The sequence below is a fragment of the Altererythrobacter aquiaggeris genome (genome assembly GCF_037154015.1).
Lineage (GTDB): Bacteria > Pseudomonadota > Alphaproteobacteria > Sphingomonadales > Sphingomonadaceae > Aestuarierythrobacter > Aestuarierythrobacter aquiaggeris.
The window spans coordinates 1434919-1449135 of the sequence record NZ_JBANRL010000001.1 but is presented as its reverse complement, the minus strand read 5'-3'; the positions used below and the strand labels follow the sequence as shown (position 1 = coordinate 1449135).

15 protein-coding genes are annotated in these 14217 nt (G+C 57.5%); 6 read left to right on the top strand and 9 right to left on the bottom strand.

The features are described 5' to 3' along the window. The first annotated feature begins 39 nt into the window (after positions 1 to 39). A complete protein-coding gene (locus WFP06_RS07080; RefSeq protein ID WP_336987657.1) occupies positions 40 to 525 on the top strand; it encodes a VOC family protein in 486 nt (161 codons plus the stop codon). An 89-nt stretch (positions 526 to 614) separates the two neighbouring features. On the opposite strand, the gene WFP06_RS07075 is transcribed toward WFP06_RS07080, so the two are convergent. The 5 genes from WFP06_RS07075 to tyrS all read right to left on the bottom strand — a co-directional run bounded on the left by WFP06_RS07075 (position 615) and on the right by tyrS (position 5041). Then, positions 615 to 1007: an ankyrin repeat domain-containing protein gene (locus WFP06_RS07075; RefSeq protein WP_336986517.1), complete on the bottom strand. Its 393-nt coding sequence runs from the start codon at positions 1005 to 1007 to the stop codon at positions 615 to 617. 103 nt (positions 1008 to 1110) lie between these two features. Further along, on the bottom strand, positions 1111 to 2028 hold the full coding sequence (gene cysK, locus WFP06_RS07070; protein WP_336986516.1) for a cysteine synthase A: 918 nt from the start codon (positions 2026 to 2028) through the stop codon (positions 1111 to 1113). Then, positions 2025 to 3317, bottom strand: coding sequence for an MFS transporter (locus tag WFP06_RS07065; RefSeq protein WP_336986515.1), 1293 nt, complete (start codon positions 3315 to 3317; stop codon positions 2025 to 2027). Before WFP06_RS07065 ends, cysK begins: the two co-directional genes overlap by 4 nt. Before the next feature lie 57 nt (positions 3318 to 3374). After that, complete coding sequence (locus WFP06_RS07060) at positions 3375 to 3713, bottom strand: PilZ domain-containing protein (protein WP_336986514.1); 339 nt, start codon at positions 3711 to 3713, stop codon at positions 3375 to 3377. 104 nt (positions 3714 to 3817) lie between these two features. Beyond that, positions 3818 to 5041: a tyrosine--tRNA ligase gene (tyrS, locus tag WFP06_RS07055; RefSeq protein ID WP_336986513.1), complete on the bottom strand. Its 1224-nt coding sequence runs from the start codon at positions 5039 to 5041 to the stop codon at positions 3818 to 3820. A 102-nt stretch (positions 5042 to 5143) separates the two neighbouring features. On the opposite strand from tyrS, the gene WFP06_RS07050 reads away from it, so the two are divergent. From WFP06_RS07050 to WFP06_RS07040, 3 genes are all read left to right on the top strand, one after another. Continuing rightward, positions 5144 to 5659 carry a DOMON domain-containing protein gene (locus WFP06_RS07050; RefSeq protein WP_336986512.1) on the top strand — a complete coding sequence of 172 codons (516 nt, stop codon included), beginning with the start codon at positions 5144 to 5146 and terminating at the stop codon, positions 5657 to 5659. Between the two features lie 2 nt (positions 5660 to 5661). Continuing rightward, positions 5662 to 6861, top strand: coding sequence for an exo-beta-N-acetylmuramidase NamZ family protein (locus tag WFP06_RS07045; RefSeq protein WP_336987656.1), 1200 nt, complete (start codon positions 5662 to 5664; stop codon positions 6859 to 6861). 169 nt (positions 6862 to 7030) lie between these two features. Beyond that, positions 7031 to 7501 carry a hypothetical protein gene (locus WFP06_RS07040; protein WP_336986511.1) on the top strand — a complete coding sequence of 157 codons (471 nt, stop codon included), beginning with the start codon at positions 7031 to 7033 and terminating at the stop codon, positions 7499 to 7501. Positions 7502 to 7605: 104 nt separating this feature from the next. Here WFP06_RS07040 and WFP06_RS07035 read toward each other — a convergent pair whose 3' ends face one another. From WFP06_RS07035 to WFP06_RS07020, 4 genes are all read right to left on the bottom strand, one after another. Further along, on the bottom strand, positions 7606 to 8790 hold the full coding sequence (locus WFP06_RS07035) for a vWA domain-containing protein (protein ID WP_336986510.1): 1185 nt from the start codon (positions 8788 to 8790) through the stop codon (positions 7606 to 7608). A gap of 7 nt (positions 8791 to 8797) precedes the next feature. Then, positions 8798 to 9658, bottom strand: coding sequence for an AAA family ATPase (locus tag WFP06_RS07030; RefSeq protein WP_336986509.1), 861 nt, complete (start codon positions 9656 to 9658; stop codon positions 8798 to 8800). Between the two features lie 85 nt (positions 9659 to 9743). Continuing rightward, positions 9744 to 11723, bottom strand: coding sequence for a DNA topoisomerase IV subunit B (gene parE / locus WFP06_RS07025; protein ID WP_336986508.1), 1980 nt, complete (start codon positions 11721 to 11723; stop codon positions 9744 to 9746). Between the two features lie 56 nt (positions 11724 to 11779). Next, positions 11780 to 12964, bottom strand: a complete 1185-nt coding sequence (locus WFP06_RS07020) for a penicillin-binding protein activator (RefSeq protein ID WP_336986507.1) — start codon at positions 12962 to 12964, stop codon at positions 11780 to 11782. Between the two features lie 20 nt (positions 12965 to 12984). Here WFP06_RS07020 and rsmI point away from each other — a divergent pair, with 20 nt between their 5' ends. Both rsmI and WFP06_RS07010 read left to right on the top strand, forming a co-directional pair. Beyond that, positions 12985 to 13863 carry a 16S rRNA (cytidine(1402)-2'-O)-methyltransferase gene (gene rsmI / locus WFP06_RS07015; RefSeq protein WP_419716219.1) on the top strand — a complete coding sequence of 293 codons (879 nt, stop codon included), beginning with the start codon at positions 12985 to 12987 and terminating at the stop codon, positions 13861 to 13863. Further along, positions 13860 to 14210, top strand: a complete 351-nt coding sequence (locus tag WFP06_RS07010) for a YraN family protein (RefSeq protein ID WP_336986505.1) — start codon at positions 13860 to 13862, stop codon at positions 14208 to 14210. The genes rsmI and WFP06_RS07010 overlap by 4 nt, the downstream gene beginning before the upstream one ends. Positions 14211 to 14217: the final 7 nt, after the last annotated feature.

Below are 14217 nucleotides of genomic sequence, written 5' to 3'. Positions count from 1 at the left end.
GCAAACCAGATACCGCAAATTAGTTGAGGCCACACCAACATCAATGTTAGCGATTTGGACCGTTCACTCGCGTTTTACCAAAGGCTGGGCTTCGAGATTTTCATTCCGGCCATTCCGTATCTCGCATTGGATTCGTCATCTCGTTCGCAGCCATTGCCGGACACAGCAGCAAAAGCGCTCGGCATTGCGCAAGGGAGACGCGGCCGGGCGTGCATCATGCAATTGAATGGCGGTTTCCCGAAGATTGATCTGACGGAACTTGCCGACGTTTCACTTACTGGACCATTACGTAACGATGATCTCGGTCTGGTTCGCCTGTGCCTGGCCACAAATGATTTGATTCGCGACGTTGCCAAGCTCGAAACGCAGGGGGTGGATTTCCTCTCTGAGCCGCAATCGGGCCACGACGGCTTGGCCGAAATTGCAGTGTGCAAGGATCCCGACGGGACATTGATAGAGCTGCTGCAGGTGCATTTGGGACGCTGGCAATCGCTGCCTGACCCAAGCCATACCGGCGGCAATTGATCTTGCCTTGTATCGATGGCCGACGTTTTGTTCTGGCAGAATTGCGTGAGTTCTAAGTCCAATATTGGGGTGGGAAGCGGACATTTGCGTCATAGATTTTCAAAAAATTTCACGGTGTCATGATTTGCAATGGTATTGGCCAAAGAGCGAGGGCTGATCCCGCCTTTGTTTTCAGCGTCAGGATCGGCACCCGCTGCAAGCAGGGTGCTGATCACTTCTTCGTGGCCATAATAGGACATGGTTGCGCACCACAGAGGCGTATTGCCATATTGATCACGCTGTTCCAGTTTTGCCCCGGCTTTGAGAAGTTTTCCGACCGCTGTCTTCGAGCAATTCTGTGCAGCAAAATGCAGCGCGCACCAGCCTGACTTGTCGACATCATCAGAGTCCGCGCCTTGCATTAGAAAACGGCTTGCCAGCGCATCATCGCGATCTGCGATCGCGTACATCAGGTCGGTACGTCCAGCTCTGTCTCTGTTCATGGAGCTGCGACTAAACGATGAATACTAAGGTCCAAAATGTGATCGTTAGCGGATATGAAGGAAAAAAAGCTAAGTTAGTCGCTTGATGAGCAATCTCTTGCAGTCACTCCGGCAGAAAGTCCGGGACTGACAGGTACCGCTCGCCGGTATCATAGTTGAAGCCCATCACTCGCGCGCCGGCATCCAGCTCCGGTAATTTTTTCGCGATTGCGGCCAATGTTGCGCCTGATGAAATGCCGACCAGCAGACCTTCTTCGGCCGCACATCTGCGCGCCATGTCTTTGGCGGCTTCGGCATCGACCTGGATTGCGCCGTCGATGCTTTGGGTGTGCAAATTGCCGGGAATGAAGCCTGCGCCGATGCCCTGAATGGGGTGCGGGCCGGGTTGGCCGCCGGCGATTACGGGCGAAAGCTCCGGTTCCACCGCATAGGCTTTCATGTTGGTCCAGGTCTTTTTCAGCTCTTCAGCGCAGCCTGTCAGATGGCCCCCGGTGCCCACACCGGTAATCATCACATCAATCGGTGCGTCGGAGAAGTCCTTGAGAATCTCCTGTGCTGTCGTGCGCATATGAACTTTGTAATTGGCTTCATTGTCGAACTGCGCGGGCATCCAGGCGCCGTCGGTCAATTCGGTCAATTCGGTGGCGCGTTCGATAGCGCCTTTCATCCCTTTGGCTTTGTCGGTCAGATCGAAGGACGCGCCATAGGCGAGCATCAGGCGGCGGCGCTCGATGCTCATGCTTTCGGGCATTACGAGAACCAGCTTATAACCCTTCACTGCGGCGACCATCGCAAGGCCTATGCCGGTGTTGCCGCTGGTGGGTTCGACAATTGTGCCGCCGGGCTTCAGTGCGCCGCTGTTTTCGGCATCCTCGATCATTGCCAGCGCGATCCGGTCCTTGATCGATCCGCCGGGATTGCCGCGCTCGCTCTTCACCCAGACTTCGTGGTCGGGGAACATCCGCGCAAGGCGGATATGCGGGGTGTTGCCGATAGTGGCGAGGACGTTAGCGGCTTTCATGGCTTATGCTCCTGCAATTGCGGGGAGGGATTACCCTCATCTAACTCATCAGGCGGGTCGAAGGTCCGCGTATTTCTTAGCACGGGAAATATTCGCGACCAAAGCGCCACGGTGGCGAGCGCGCCGACCCCCCCGGTGACCACTGCAGCCACCGGTCCGATAAAGAATGCCAGCGTGCCGGAGAAGAAATCGCCAAATTCGTTGGAGGCGGATATCGTGAGCAGCGAAACCGACGATACGCGTCCGCGCTTGTCATCCGGCGTATGCAACTGAACCAGCGACTGGCGGATATACACCGAGAACATATCGGCCGCGCCGACAATAAACAGCATCGCAAGCGAAAGCGGCATGGATTTCGAAAATCCGAAAATGATGGTTGCCAGCGCAAATACGGCGACTGCCCACAGCATTTTAGGGCCGACATTCGTGCTGATTGGTCGAAACGAAAACCACAGCGCGGTCAGCGCCGCACCAACTGCGGGCGCTGCTGCCAATTGGCTCAGACCGGTTGCCCCCACCTGCAAGACATCGCGGGCATAGACCGGAAACAGCGCGGTTGCACCCGCCAGGAACACGGCGAACAAATCCAGCGTGATCGCGCTGAACACCATCTTGTTGCGGATGACATATTTCAGCCCGTCGATAATCTGGCCCACCGGCCGGTCAGTGCCGACCCGCTCGGGTTTGGGGACATGCCCGATGAAGCCCAGCGCAACCAGTGATACCGTGAAAAGGCCCGCAGCGATGGTGTATGGCAGCGCGGGATCGACGACGTAGAAATATCCGCCGATTGCGGGGCCGACGATCATCCCCACCTGCCAGGCAATCGACGACAGCGCGATGGCGGTCGGCAAAACCGCCTTCGGCACCAGATTGGGCGCGAGAGCGGACAAGGCAGGTCCGGCAAACGCGCGCGCGAAGCCCAGCAAAACTGCCACGCTGAAGAGGCCGGTCAGGCTGATCGCATCGGCGAAAGTGAGATAGGCGAGAATAGCCGCGCACACGCCCTGCAAAAGCACAGTCATGCGCGCCACATTGCGGCGGTTCAGCCGGTCGGCCGCAAGGCCGGAAAACGGGGTCAAAACAAACAGCGGGATAAATTGCAGCAGACCGATCAGCGCGAGTTGCCCTGATGCCTCTGCCACGCCCATGCCGCTGTCACGCGCGATGTTGTATGTTTGCCAGCCGATTATCAGCAGCATGGCGTATTGCGCCAGCGTCATCGAGAAACGCGACACCCAATAGGCGCGGAAATTTGCTATTTTAAATGGATGGACCGCTTCGCTCACGCTTGCCCAATGGCAGGGCAATCGCGCGCTGTGAAGTGGGTGTTTGCCCGCGCTGGATTAACGGTTTTTGCGTAGGCGCGGGTTAGGCTGCAAGGTTTCGACCATCGCGACGAAATCTTCAAGACGGATAATCCGCTCGAACTGGAAGCCGGCACGTGCATTGCTGGTCCAGATTACATAGGCTTCGATCCGCCCGATGACCGGGAAACGGACAATGACGCGATCTCCTCGCCCCAGGTCGGGGGCGTCATCGATCATGAATCCATGAGCCGAAATATTCGACACATGAAGGTCCATATCACCGCGATCGTGATGTTCGGCGATAACGGGAAAATCTACCGGATGGCGCGTGGCGCGGCGGTGATCGGTGACGGAAAGTGATGCTCCAACGGACACAGCGCGGTGACCTCCATAGAATTCGTTAGAACCCGCTTATGAAGGTAAAAGGCTGATAAAGGGTAAACTTGCCATGTCCCGATATGGGACAAACATATTGAAAATTATGGGTTTAATACGCCGTGCTTCTTCTTGCCTGACGAAATTCGCACTTTCTTGCCCCCCGAAATTACGTGGCTCTCGTCGCGGATTTGTTCACCATCCACACGCGCGCCGCCGCCACCAATCAGCCGCTTGGCTTCACCCTTGCTGGCCGCAAACCCGATCCCGACCAGCGCATCGATCAAGGATAAACCCCCAGCGGGAAGGACGAGAGTCGGCAGGTCGGACCCCACTCCGCCATCGGCAAATGTCTGGCTGGCAGTCTGCTCTGCAGTGGTTGCGGAATGCGTGCCGCGAACCAGTGCCGTCACTTCATTGGCCAGCACGATCTTGGCATCATTGATTTCGCTGCCCTCGAGCATTTCAAGCCGCGCGATTTCGTCCAGTGGCAGGTCAGTCAAAAGGCGCAGGAACTTGCCCACATCGCGGTCATCGGCGTTGCGCCAATATTGCCAGAAATCATAGGCGGGCAGGGCATCTTCATTGAGCCAGACTGCGCCAGCCGCCGTCTTGCCCATTTTTACGCCGTCCGCCGTTGTCAGCAGCGGAGTGGTGAGACCAAACAATTCTGTCCCGTCCATCCGGCGGCCAAGTTCAACCCCGTTGATGATATTGCCCCACTGGTCGCTTCCGCCCATTTGCAGGCATGCGCCCATTTCCTTCGCCAGATGCCGGAAATCGTAACCTTGCAGGATCATGTAATTGAATTCGAGAAACGTCATCGGCTGTTCGCGTTCGAGCCGCAGCTTTACCGAATCGAACGTCAGCATTCGGTTGACGGTGAAATGCGTGCCGACCTTTTGCAGCATTTCGATATAGCCAAGTTCGCCCAGCCAGTCCTGATTATTGACCATGACCGCGTCGGTCGGACCATCGCCAAAATCCAGCAACCGTTCGAATACAGTTCTGATGGAGGCAATATTGTCTTCAATAACCGCGTCGGTCAGCATTTTCCGGCTTTCGTCACGCCCGGTCGGATCACCGATCCGCGTGGTGCCGCCGCCCATCAGAACAATCGGCTTGTGGCCGCTTTGCTGCAGGCGGCGCAGCAGCATGATCTGAACCAGACTTCCGATATGCAGCGAGGGAGCGGTTGCATCAAACCCGATATAGCCTGGCACGATCTGCTTTGCCGCAAGTGCATCGAGCGCCGCCGCATCGGTCGTCTGGTGGATATAGCCGCGCTGCATCAGCACGCGCATGAGTTCGGATTTGTGTTCGGTCATAGGGGCGCGCTCCTAGCAGCGTTTTTCGCGGCTCCCAAGTCACTTGCAAACCCACTTGCAAACCCACTTGCGAACTTAGGCGCGCTCGGCAATAGCTTGGCGATGAAAGCGTTGCATCTGCATCCCGATTGCCCGGCGGGCGCTGTCCATCAAATTACCGCAGCGGTAGTGGCTACCAAGGATGGCTGCAGCGCGAGATTTGCCGCCAGCGGCGACATGGACGAGGCCGTGTTCCCGGAATTGACCAATTCCGAGCGGACGGACAATTTATGGAAAACCACCTGCTTCGAAATATTCTGGGAGCGTGAGGACGGATCGTACCGCGAATTCAATCTGTCACCATCCACGCGCTGGGCGTGTTACGACTTTGACAGTTTCCGTGAAGGAATGCGCGATGCCCCTGCCGATGTGAAGATCGGTTTCGAAGCGACTGCCGGCGGGATGGAGCTTGTCGCGCACATCACATCGGATCTGCCGGTGCCGGCCAAAGTCGCGCTCAACGCGATTATTGAGGAGGCGGACGGCGCGCTACGCTTCTGGGCGCTCGAATTCGCGCCGGGCAAGCCTGAGTTTCACAGCGAGGTTTGCCGCGCGCTAACGGTGGAGCAGACTTCATGAGCGTGAAGTTCGGGATTGATCGTCTGCTTTCGGACCCTGGATTGCTTGAACAACTCAAAGGCAGACGCACAGCTTTGGTCGCGCATCCGGCATCGGTCACGCAAGATCTGACGCACACTCTCGATGCGCTGATTGCAGCGGGGGTAAACATCACCAGCGCGTTCGGGCCGCAACACGGGCTGAAAGGCGACAAACAGGACAATATGGTCGAAACTGCGGACGAGACCGATCCGCAATACGGCATCCCGGTATTCAGTCTTTACGGCGAGGTACGGCGCCCGACCGGACAAATGATGTCGTGCGCGGATGTCTTCCTGTTCGATCTGCAGGATCTCGGCTGCCGGATCTACACCTTCGTCACGACTTTGCTCTATCTGCTCGAAGCGGCGCAGCAGCACGGCAAGGAGGTCTGGGTGCTTGACCGACCAAATCCTGCTGGACGTCCGGTGGAGGGTACATTGCTGGTACCGGGTCAGGAAAGCTTCGTAGGTGCCGGGCCGATGCCGATGCGCCACGGCCTGACCATGGGCGAGATGGGTCACTGGTTTATCGAACACTTCGGCATTGATGTGCAGTACAGGGTCATCGAAATGCAGGGCTGGGAACCGGACGCCGCGCCCGGATATGGCTGGCCCACCGATCGCGTCTGGATCAATCCCAGCCCCAATGCCGCGACCGTCAACATGGCCCGCGCCTATGCCGGAACCGTCATGATCGAGGGCGCAAATGTGAGCGAGGGCAGGGGAACCACCCGCCCTCTGGAGGTGTTGTTCGGCGCGCCCGATATCGATGCCGCGGCAGTGCTTGCCGAGATGTGCCGCGCCGCGCCCGAATGGATGGTAGGCTGCGCGATCCGCGAATGCTATTTCGAGCCGACGTTTCACAAACATGCGGGCAAATTATGCAACGCCCTGATGATCCACGCCGAAGGAGCGTTTTACGATCACGCAGCATTCAAACCATGGCGGCTGCAGGCGCTGGCCTTTAAAGCCATCCGTAGTTTGTACCCGGAATATGATCTCTGGCGGGACTTTCCTTACGAATATGAGTTGGACCGATTGGCTATCGATGTGATCAACGGCGGGCCGGCTTTGCGTAAATGGGTTGATGATGCAGGCAGCGTGCCGGCCGATCTCGAGGCCATCGCACGGACAGATGAAGACGCCTGGCGCAGCGCAACCGTGAAATACCGGATATACTGACTGGCCGGTTTCTTCGGCGAAACTGGTTTGCCGGAGCAGGCGCGGAGCGAATGATCGGGCCGAGCTTCAGTTAAAACGACAATCGTGCTATCGGTCCGTCAGGGGCGCATCATAGCTGGCGATCCGGTTTGCAATCGGAACTCCGGTATTTTGCAAGGGCACTCGATCCATGAAAACATTTATCACAGGCGCCGCTGCGGCGGCTTCACTCGTGTTGAGCGTTAGCGCGCTGGGCCAGAGCTTTACCTATAACGTCGTGTGGGAACCGGTCGAATCAATTGGCGGTATGACCGGCACCGATGGTCCGCAATATGGCGGCGGCGTGGTGAAGGGCGCATATCAAACGAAATTCTCTGACGGAAGCGAGCAGGCCGGTACGGTAAGGTGCGTTGGGATGGACCAACCTGACGGGGGCATATTTACCATCCATCTGGCATGCACAACCAGCGATTCCGGCGGAACGACCTCACTGGTTTATGGCTGCAACTATCTCGGTGAGGCCGGACCGGATACCGCGCTAGGGTGTGTTGGCGGCATCGAGTCGAAATCCGGAGACCAGTCCGGCCGCCGCGGTGGTTTGACGATGGAATGGTATTCCCCGACACAATCGCGCGGTACTGGCCAATGGTACGGCGAGTAGGAATTTCAACCTGAAATTGTGCCGGTCGCGGTTTTTTGGACCCGCGACCGGCAATTTTGTTTAGTGGTTTGTTTGACGATCGCGTGGCCGGTTACCGCGTGCAATCAGGCGCCCTGTTTCCGGCTCAGTTCACGCATTGCTTCGTCCAGGCCGTCGAGAGTAAGCTCGTACATCCGGTCATTGACCAGTTGTTTGAGCATTTTGGTGCTTTGCGAATAACCCCATTGCTGCTGCGGCACAGGGTTGATCCACACAGTCGCAGGATAGGTGTTTGCTATGCGCTGCATCCACATCGCTCCGGCTTCCTCGTTCATATGCTCTACGCTGCCGCCGGGGTGGGTGATTTCATACGGGCTCATGGCGGCGTCACCGACAAAGATTACTTTATAGTCATGGCCATATTTGTGGAGGATGTCCCACGTCTTGGTACGTTCGGTCCAGCGGCGGCGGTTGTCCTTCCACACGCCTTCATACAGGCAATTATGGAAGTAGAAAAATTCGAGGTTCTTGAACTCGGTATTTGCTGCGCTGAACAATTCCTCGACCACCTTGATGAATGGATCCATTGATCCGCCAACATCAAGAAACAGCAGCAGTTTTACCGCATTGTGCCGTTCGGGGCGCATTTGAATGTCGAGCCAGCCTTGCTTGGCTGTTCCCTCGATCGTGGCGTCGAGATCGAGCTCGTCCGCAGCACCTTCACGGGCGAAGCGCCGCAACCGGCGCAGCGCCATTTTTATGTTACGAGTGCCAAGTTCCTTGCTGTTATCAAGGTTCTTGAAATCGCGCTTTTCCCAGACTTTCAGCGCACGTTTATGCTTGCTCTCCCCGCCGATCCGCACGCCTTCGGGATTATAACCGCCATGGCCGAACGGCGAAGTCCCGCCCGTTCCGATCCACTTGTTGCCGCCCTCATGACGCTTTTCCTGCTCCTCGAGCCGCTTCTTGAGCGTGTCCATAATCTCGTCCCAGTCGCCCAGGCTTTCGATTTCCGCCATTTCTTCCGGCGTCAGAAATTTTTCCGCAACCTGCTTCAGCCATTCTTCGGGAATATCGACAGGGTTCTGGCCATAGTCGGTCAGAACGCCCTTGAAGACCTTGTTGAACACCTGGTCAAACCGGTCGAGCAGCCCTTCATCCTTCACAAAGGTCGCGCGCGAGAGATAGTAAAACGCTTCGGGTGTCTGCTCGATAACGTCACGGTCCAGCGCCTCAAGCAGCGTCAGATGCTCCTTGAAGCTGGCCTTGATACCGGCGGCGCGCAACTCGTCTATGAAATCGAAAAACATCGCCCGGTCAGGTTTGGCGGCGCGACATGAAAGCCAGCCGTTCAAACAACATGACGTCCTGCTCGTTCTTCAGCAAAGCGCCGTGGAGGGGCGGAATAGCCTTGGTGGAATCCGCATTTTGCAAGACTTCCAGCGGCATATCCTCGTTCAGCAGCAATTTCAGCCAATCAAGCAATTCGCTGGTGCTGGGCTTTTTCTTCAGACCGGGTACTTCGCGCAGCTCGTAAAAAATATCCATCGCCTTGGTGACGAGGTTTTTCTGAATCCCGGGAAAATGGACGTCGATGATTGCCTGCATCGTGTCCCGTTCCGGAAATTTGATATAGTGAAAGAAACAGCGCCGCAGGAACGCGTCAGGCAATTCTTTTTCATTGTTCGAAGTGATGATCATCACCGGGCGTTCGATAGCTGTGACCCGTTCTTTCGTTTCGTAAACGTCGAAGCTCATCCGGTCGAGTTCCTGCAACAGATCGTTGGGAAATTCGATATCAGCCTTGTCGATTTCGTCGATCAGCAATACCGGCAGTTCGGGACTGGTAAACGCCTCCCACAATTTGCCTTTCTTGATGTAATTCGAAATATCATGAACGGCTTCTTCGCCAAGCTGTCCATCACGCAGGCGGGCAACCGCGTCATATTCGTACAAACCTTGCTGCGCTTTGGTGGTGGATTTGATGTTCCACTCTATCATCGGTGCGCCCATTGCCTGCGCCACTTCATGCGCGAGTACGGTCTTGCCGGTTCCAGGCTCACCCTTCACCAGCAACGGGCGGCGCAGCGTCACTGCGGCGTTGACTGCCACTTTCAAATCTTCGGTCGCGATGTAACTGCTGGTGCCTTCAAAGCGGCCAGTGGTCTGGTCTGTCATGCAAGAATCCTGTCGTTTAATCGTTCGATTAAAGTCTTAGGTGCGCGCAATTCAGGAAGCAAGGGGCAGGGATGCCGGGGGCGGTTCAGGCGTCGATCAAATCCCGGTCAACCTCGCCTGCGCGGTTCTGGATGAAATTGAAGCGATGTTCGGGATTGCGGCCCATCAGCCGGTCCACCAGTTCCTTCACGGCGGCGCGATCTTCAAATTCCGGCGGCAGCGTTATCCGGATCAGACTGCGGCTGGCGGGATCCATCGTGGTCTCGCGCAACTGCGAAGGGTTCATTTCGCCAAGCCCCTTGAAGCGTCCTACCTCGACCTTCTTACCTTTGAACACGGTATTTTCGAGCACTTCGCGGTGCGCATCGTCGCGGGCGTAGCGGCTCTCCTTACCTGAAACGAGGCGATAAAGCGGCGGCTGGGCAAGGAAAAGATGCCCGTTGCGAACGATATCGGTCATTTCCTGAAAGAAAAACGTCATCAGCAGCGTGGCGATATGTGCACCATCGACATCGGCATCGGTCATGATAACCACACGGTCGTAGCGCAAATTTTCCGCATCGCAATTCTTGCGTGTGCCGCAGCCCAGTGCCAGCGAAAGGTCGGCAATTTCGCTGTTGGCGGCGATTTTTTCAGGCGTGGCGCTGGCCACGTTGAGGATTTTGCCGCGGATTGGCAGGATCGCCTGCGTTTTGCGGTTCCGCGCCTGTTTGGCGCTGCCACCGGCGCTGTCACCTTCGACGATAAATATCTCGGTTTCCCCATCGCCTTCACCGCTGCAATCGGTGAGCTTGCCAGGCAGACGCAGCTTCTTGGCGTTGGTGGCGGTTTTGCGTTTGACCTCGCGTTCGGCCTTGCGTCGCAAGCGTTCATCCATCCGTTCCATCACTTGGCCAAGCAAGGCTTTGCCGCGGTCCATATTATCGGTGAGGAAGTGGTCGAAATGGTCGCGGACAGCGTTTTCCACCAGCCGCGTGGCATCGGCAGACGTCAAGCGGTCCTTCGTCTGGCTCTGGAACTGGGGATCGCGAATAAATAGCGACAGCATGATTTCGCTGCCTGCCATGATGTCATCGGCCGTAAGGTCCTTGGCCTTTTTGGCGCCGGTCAAATCACCGAACGCGCGCAGTCCCTTGGTCAAGGCTGCGCGAAGCCCCTGTTCGTGCGTGCCGCCATCGGGTGTCGGAACCGTGTTGCAATACCAGCTGGTCGAGCCTTCCGACCATAGCGGCCAGGCTATCGCCCATTCGACGCGGCCTTTATCTCCGGAAAAGTCCTGATTTCCTGTAAACGGCTGCGCGGTGACGCATTCGCGGTCTTTGATCTGCTCGGCCAGATGGTCGGCAAGACCGCCCGGAAACTGGAAAACTGCCTCTTGCGGCACATCGTCCACCGCCAGTGAAGGCGCGCATTTCCAGCGAATCTCGACACCGGCGAACAAATAGGCCTTCGACCGGGCCAGTTTGAACAAACGTCTGGCTTTGAATTGACGATCGCCGAAGATTTCTGTGTCCGGAGTAAAGCTTACCGTCGTCCCGCGCCGGTTTGGTGTGGTGCCGAGCTTTTCGATCTTGCCGAGTGTTTCGCCCCTGGCAAATTCCTGCGCATACAACTGCTTGTCGCGTGCAACCTCGACGCGGGTATGGCTGGAAAGCGCGTTGACCACCGAAACGCCGACACCGTGCAGCCCGCCGCTTGTCGCATAAGCCTTCCCGCTGAATTTGCCGCCCGAATGCAGCGTGGACATGATTACTTCCAGCGTGCTTTTGCCGGGAAATTTGGGATGCTCGTCAACCGGAATGCCGCGCCCGTTATCGCTCACGGTCAGGCGATTGTCTTCTTCGAGCGTGACTTCGATCCGGTTGGCGAAACCTGCAACAGCCTCGTCCATCGAATTGTCGATCACTTCAGCCGCGAGATGGTGCAGCGCGCGATCATCCACGCCGCCGATATACATGCCCGGTCTGCGCCGGACAGGTTCCAGCCCTTCGAGAACCTCGATCGAGGAGCTGTCGTAGTTGCTATTGTCGGCAGGCGGGTTTTTAAACAGATCGTCGTCGGACATACGCCCGCTATAAGCCCGAGATTCCGCGCCTTACAAGCAAAGCATTTGCGTTATCGTCAGTCGTCGAAGCGGGTAGGGGCCGCATCAACGATAGCAACACTGCCATTGCGGACCTCACGGACTTCCATAACCCGTTCTGCAACACCGTTGCTGCCGAAGCGGAATGCGCCGTCGAGCCCGAGGAAACCGCCTTCATCCTGCAATTCTTTTACCGGAAAGACGCGTCCGGGCTTCCACCCGTTGCTGGCGACGCGTAGCGCCAGCAGCACACTGTCATATCCGAGCGTCGATATACGGTAAGGGGCTGTGTCGAACCGTGCGCGGTAACTATCGGTAAACCGGCGGAATCGCGCATCCGATACTGCTGAAAAGAGTGCGCCGCGTAGCGCAGAAGCGCGCATGAGGGACGATTCGCCGCTCCATAACTCCGTCCCGATCAATTGCGTGCTATTGGAACGGAGAGTGTCTGCGGCCTGGATGGACAATCTTGCTCCATCGGCAATTAGCACAGCGTCATAGCCGCCGCGCGATTTCAGCCGCTGTCCTGCGCCCATTATCGAAGTATTCCCCCGATCATAGCTCTCCACAGCCACCAGCGTGCCGCCCTCAGCCTCGACCGACGAGCGGAAAGCCGCCTCGGCACGTGCGCCATAGTCGCCCGCAGGAATCAACGCTGCAAAACGGGACGCGCCTTTCTTTCGGGCGTAATCAATCGTTCGCGCGATCGATTGACCGGGTACATGACCCAAGAGATAAACGCCGTTTGCGGCACCGGCGATATCGTTTGAATAGGAAATCAGCGGCACGTTCGCGGGCCGCGCTTCTGCCAGAACGGACGATATGTTGTCCGACATGAGCGGGCCAAGGATCAGCTTGTTGCCATCCGCAATCGCGCGGCGCGCTGCATCGCGCGCATTCTTCGCGGTATCATAGGTCGTGATCCGCAGATTATCGGCATTGGTATCAAGCAGTGCCATAGTGGTGGCATTTGCGATCGATTGCCCGACCGCTCCGTTCGTTCCCGATAGCGGAACCAGCAGTGCGACACGGTGGCGGCTGTCATCAGTGGGTAACGCGGTGGGACCGGGGGCGGGACGGGGTGCCGGTTTGGCGACTGGCTCGGGCCGGGGTTCGGCACCTTTTGGAATGACCGAACAGGCACCCAGCAACATTGCGGCGCCCGCGACGATTATTCCGCGCCGGTTGAAAACCCTATGCCTGTCTAAAGAAATCCCGAACATGCTTGCCGCTCCCTGCGTGGATGGTTCAAAGGGTTGATGTGACCGAGCCCGCACCGACCGCAAATCATCCCGAAATATTATCTGCGGGACTGTATATAGTTGCCACTCCGATTGGCAATCTTGGTGATATCACCATGCGTGCAAAAGACGTGTTGGCGCGGTGTGACGGTATCGCCTGCGAGGATACGCGCGTCACCGGCAAGCTTATGAAGCATCTGGGCATATCAAAACCGCTGTGGCGCTATGACGACCACAGCGGTGCGCGCGATCGCCAGCGTCTGGTGGAATCGATGCAAACACGCGCCGTTGCGCTGGTGAGTGATGCCGGCACTCCGCTGATTGCCGATCCCGGCTATCGCCTGGTACAGACTGCGCGTGAAGCTGGCGTAACCGTCACCAGCCTGCCCGGGCCCAACGCTGTCACAACCGCCCTGACATTATCCGGTTTGCCCAATGACAGGTTTCTGTTCGCAGGTTTTCTGCCTGCCAAGGAAAAGGCGCGCGGCGGGATTCTGGCCGAATTTGCTTCAGTGCAGGCCACGTTGATTTTCTACGAGACGGGCCCAAGGCTGGTAAAATCACTTGAGGCGATAACCAATATTCTGCCGGGCCGAGACATCGCCGTCGCACGCGAACTGACCAAATTATACGAAGAATGCCGCACCGGACCTGCAGAGGAACTGGCGGCGCATTACAAGGCGCACCCGCCAAAAGGCGAGATTGTGCTAATGATCGGTCCGCCGGCGGATGCCGAAACTAGCGCCGAGGATGCCGATATGCTGCTGATTGAGGCGCTGACCCGCAGCAAGCCGTCACAAGCCGCCGGTGAAGTGGCCCGCGCGACAGGCATGGACCGCAAGAAATTATATGCCCGGGCGATGGAGTTGCGCGGCGGATGAGCAGGCAGCTTGCCGAACAGCGCGGGCGTAAGGGCGAACGTTTCGCTTCGCTCTGGCTGCTGCTGCAAGGCTGGCGGACCGTGGCAAAACGCGTAAAAACTCCGCGCGGCGAGATCGACCTGATCGTCCGCCGGGGAAACACGGTTGCTTTTGTCGAAGTCAAATGGCGGGCAAAGGCGGCTGATCTGGATTACGCAATCGATGAATACCGGCTGCGCCGTGTCGCTGCTGCCGTAGAAGCAGTTGCGCATAATTATGCCGAGGCAGATGAAACAGTCCGGATCGATGTGATGCTGCTTGCGCCCGGACAGCGCCCGCGCCACATCGTCAACGCCTGGCAACCCTGAGGACCCG

Bases quoted from the DNA above. Each gene is read 5' to 3' on its own strand.
- WFP06_RS07075 (WP_336986517.1), bottom strand. From the start codon at position 1,007: ATGAACAGAGACAGAGCTGGACGTACCGACCTGATGTACGCGATCGCA.
- cysK (WP_336986516.1), bottom strand. From the start codon at position 2,028: ATGAAAGCCGCTAACGTCCTCGCCACTATCGGCAACACCCCGCATATC.
- tyrS (WP_336986513.1), bottom strand. From the start codon at position 5,041: ATGACCGAACACAAATCCGAACTCATGCGCGTGCTGATGCAGCGCGGC.
- WFP06_RS07050 (WP_336986512.1), top strand. From the start codon at position 5,144: ATGAAAGCGTTGCATCTGCATCCCGATTGCCCGGCGGGCGCTGTCCAT.
- WFP06_RS07040 (WP_336986511.1), top strand. From the start codon at position 7,031: ATGAAAACATTTATCACAGGCGCCGCTGCGGCGGCTTCACTCGTGTTG.
- WFP06_RS07035 (WP_336986510.1), bottom strand. From the start codon at position 8,790: ATGTTTTTCGATTTCATAGACGAGTTGCGCGCCGCCGGTATCAAGGCC.
- WFP06_RS07030 (WP_336986509.1), bottom strand. From the start codon at position 9,658: ATGACAGACCAGACCACTGGCCGCTTTGAAGGCACCAGCAGTTACATC.
- parE (WP_336986508.1), bottom strand. From the start codon at position 11,723: ATGTCCGACGACGATCTGTTTAAAAACCCGCCTGCCGACAATAGCAAC.
- WFP06_RS07020 (WP_336986507.1), bottom strand. From the start codon at position 12,964: ATGTTCGGGATTTCTTTAGACAGGCATAGGGTTTTCAACCGGCGCGGA.
- rsmI (WP_419716219.1), top strand. From the start codon at position 12,985: ATGGTTCAAAGGGTTGATGTGACCGAGCCCGCACCGACCGCAAATCAT.
- WFP06_RS07010 (WP_336986505.1), top strand. From the start codon at position 13,860: ATGAGCAGGCAGCTTGCCGAACAGCGCGGGCGTAAGGGCGAACGTTTC.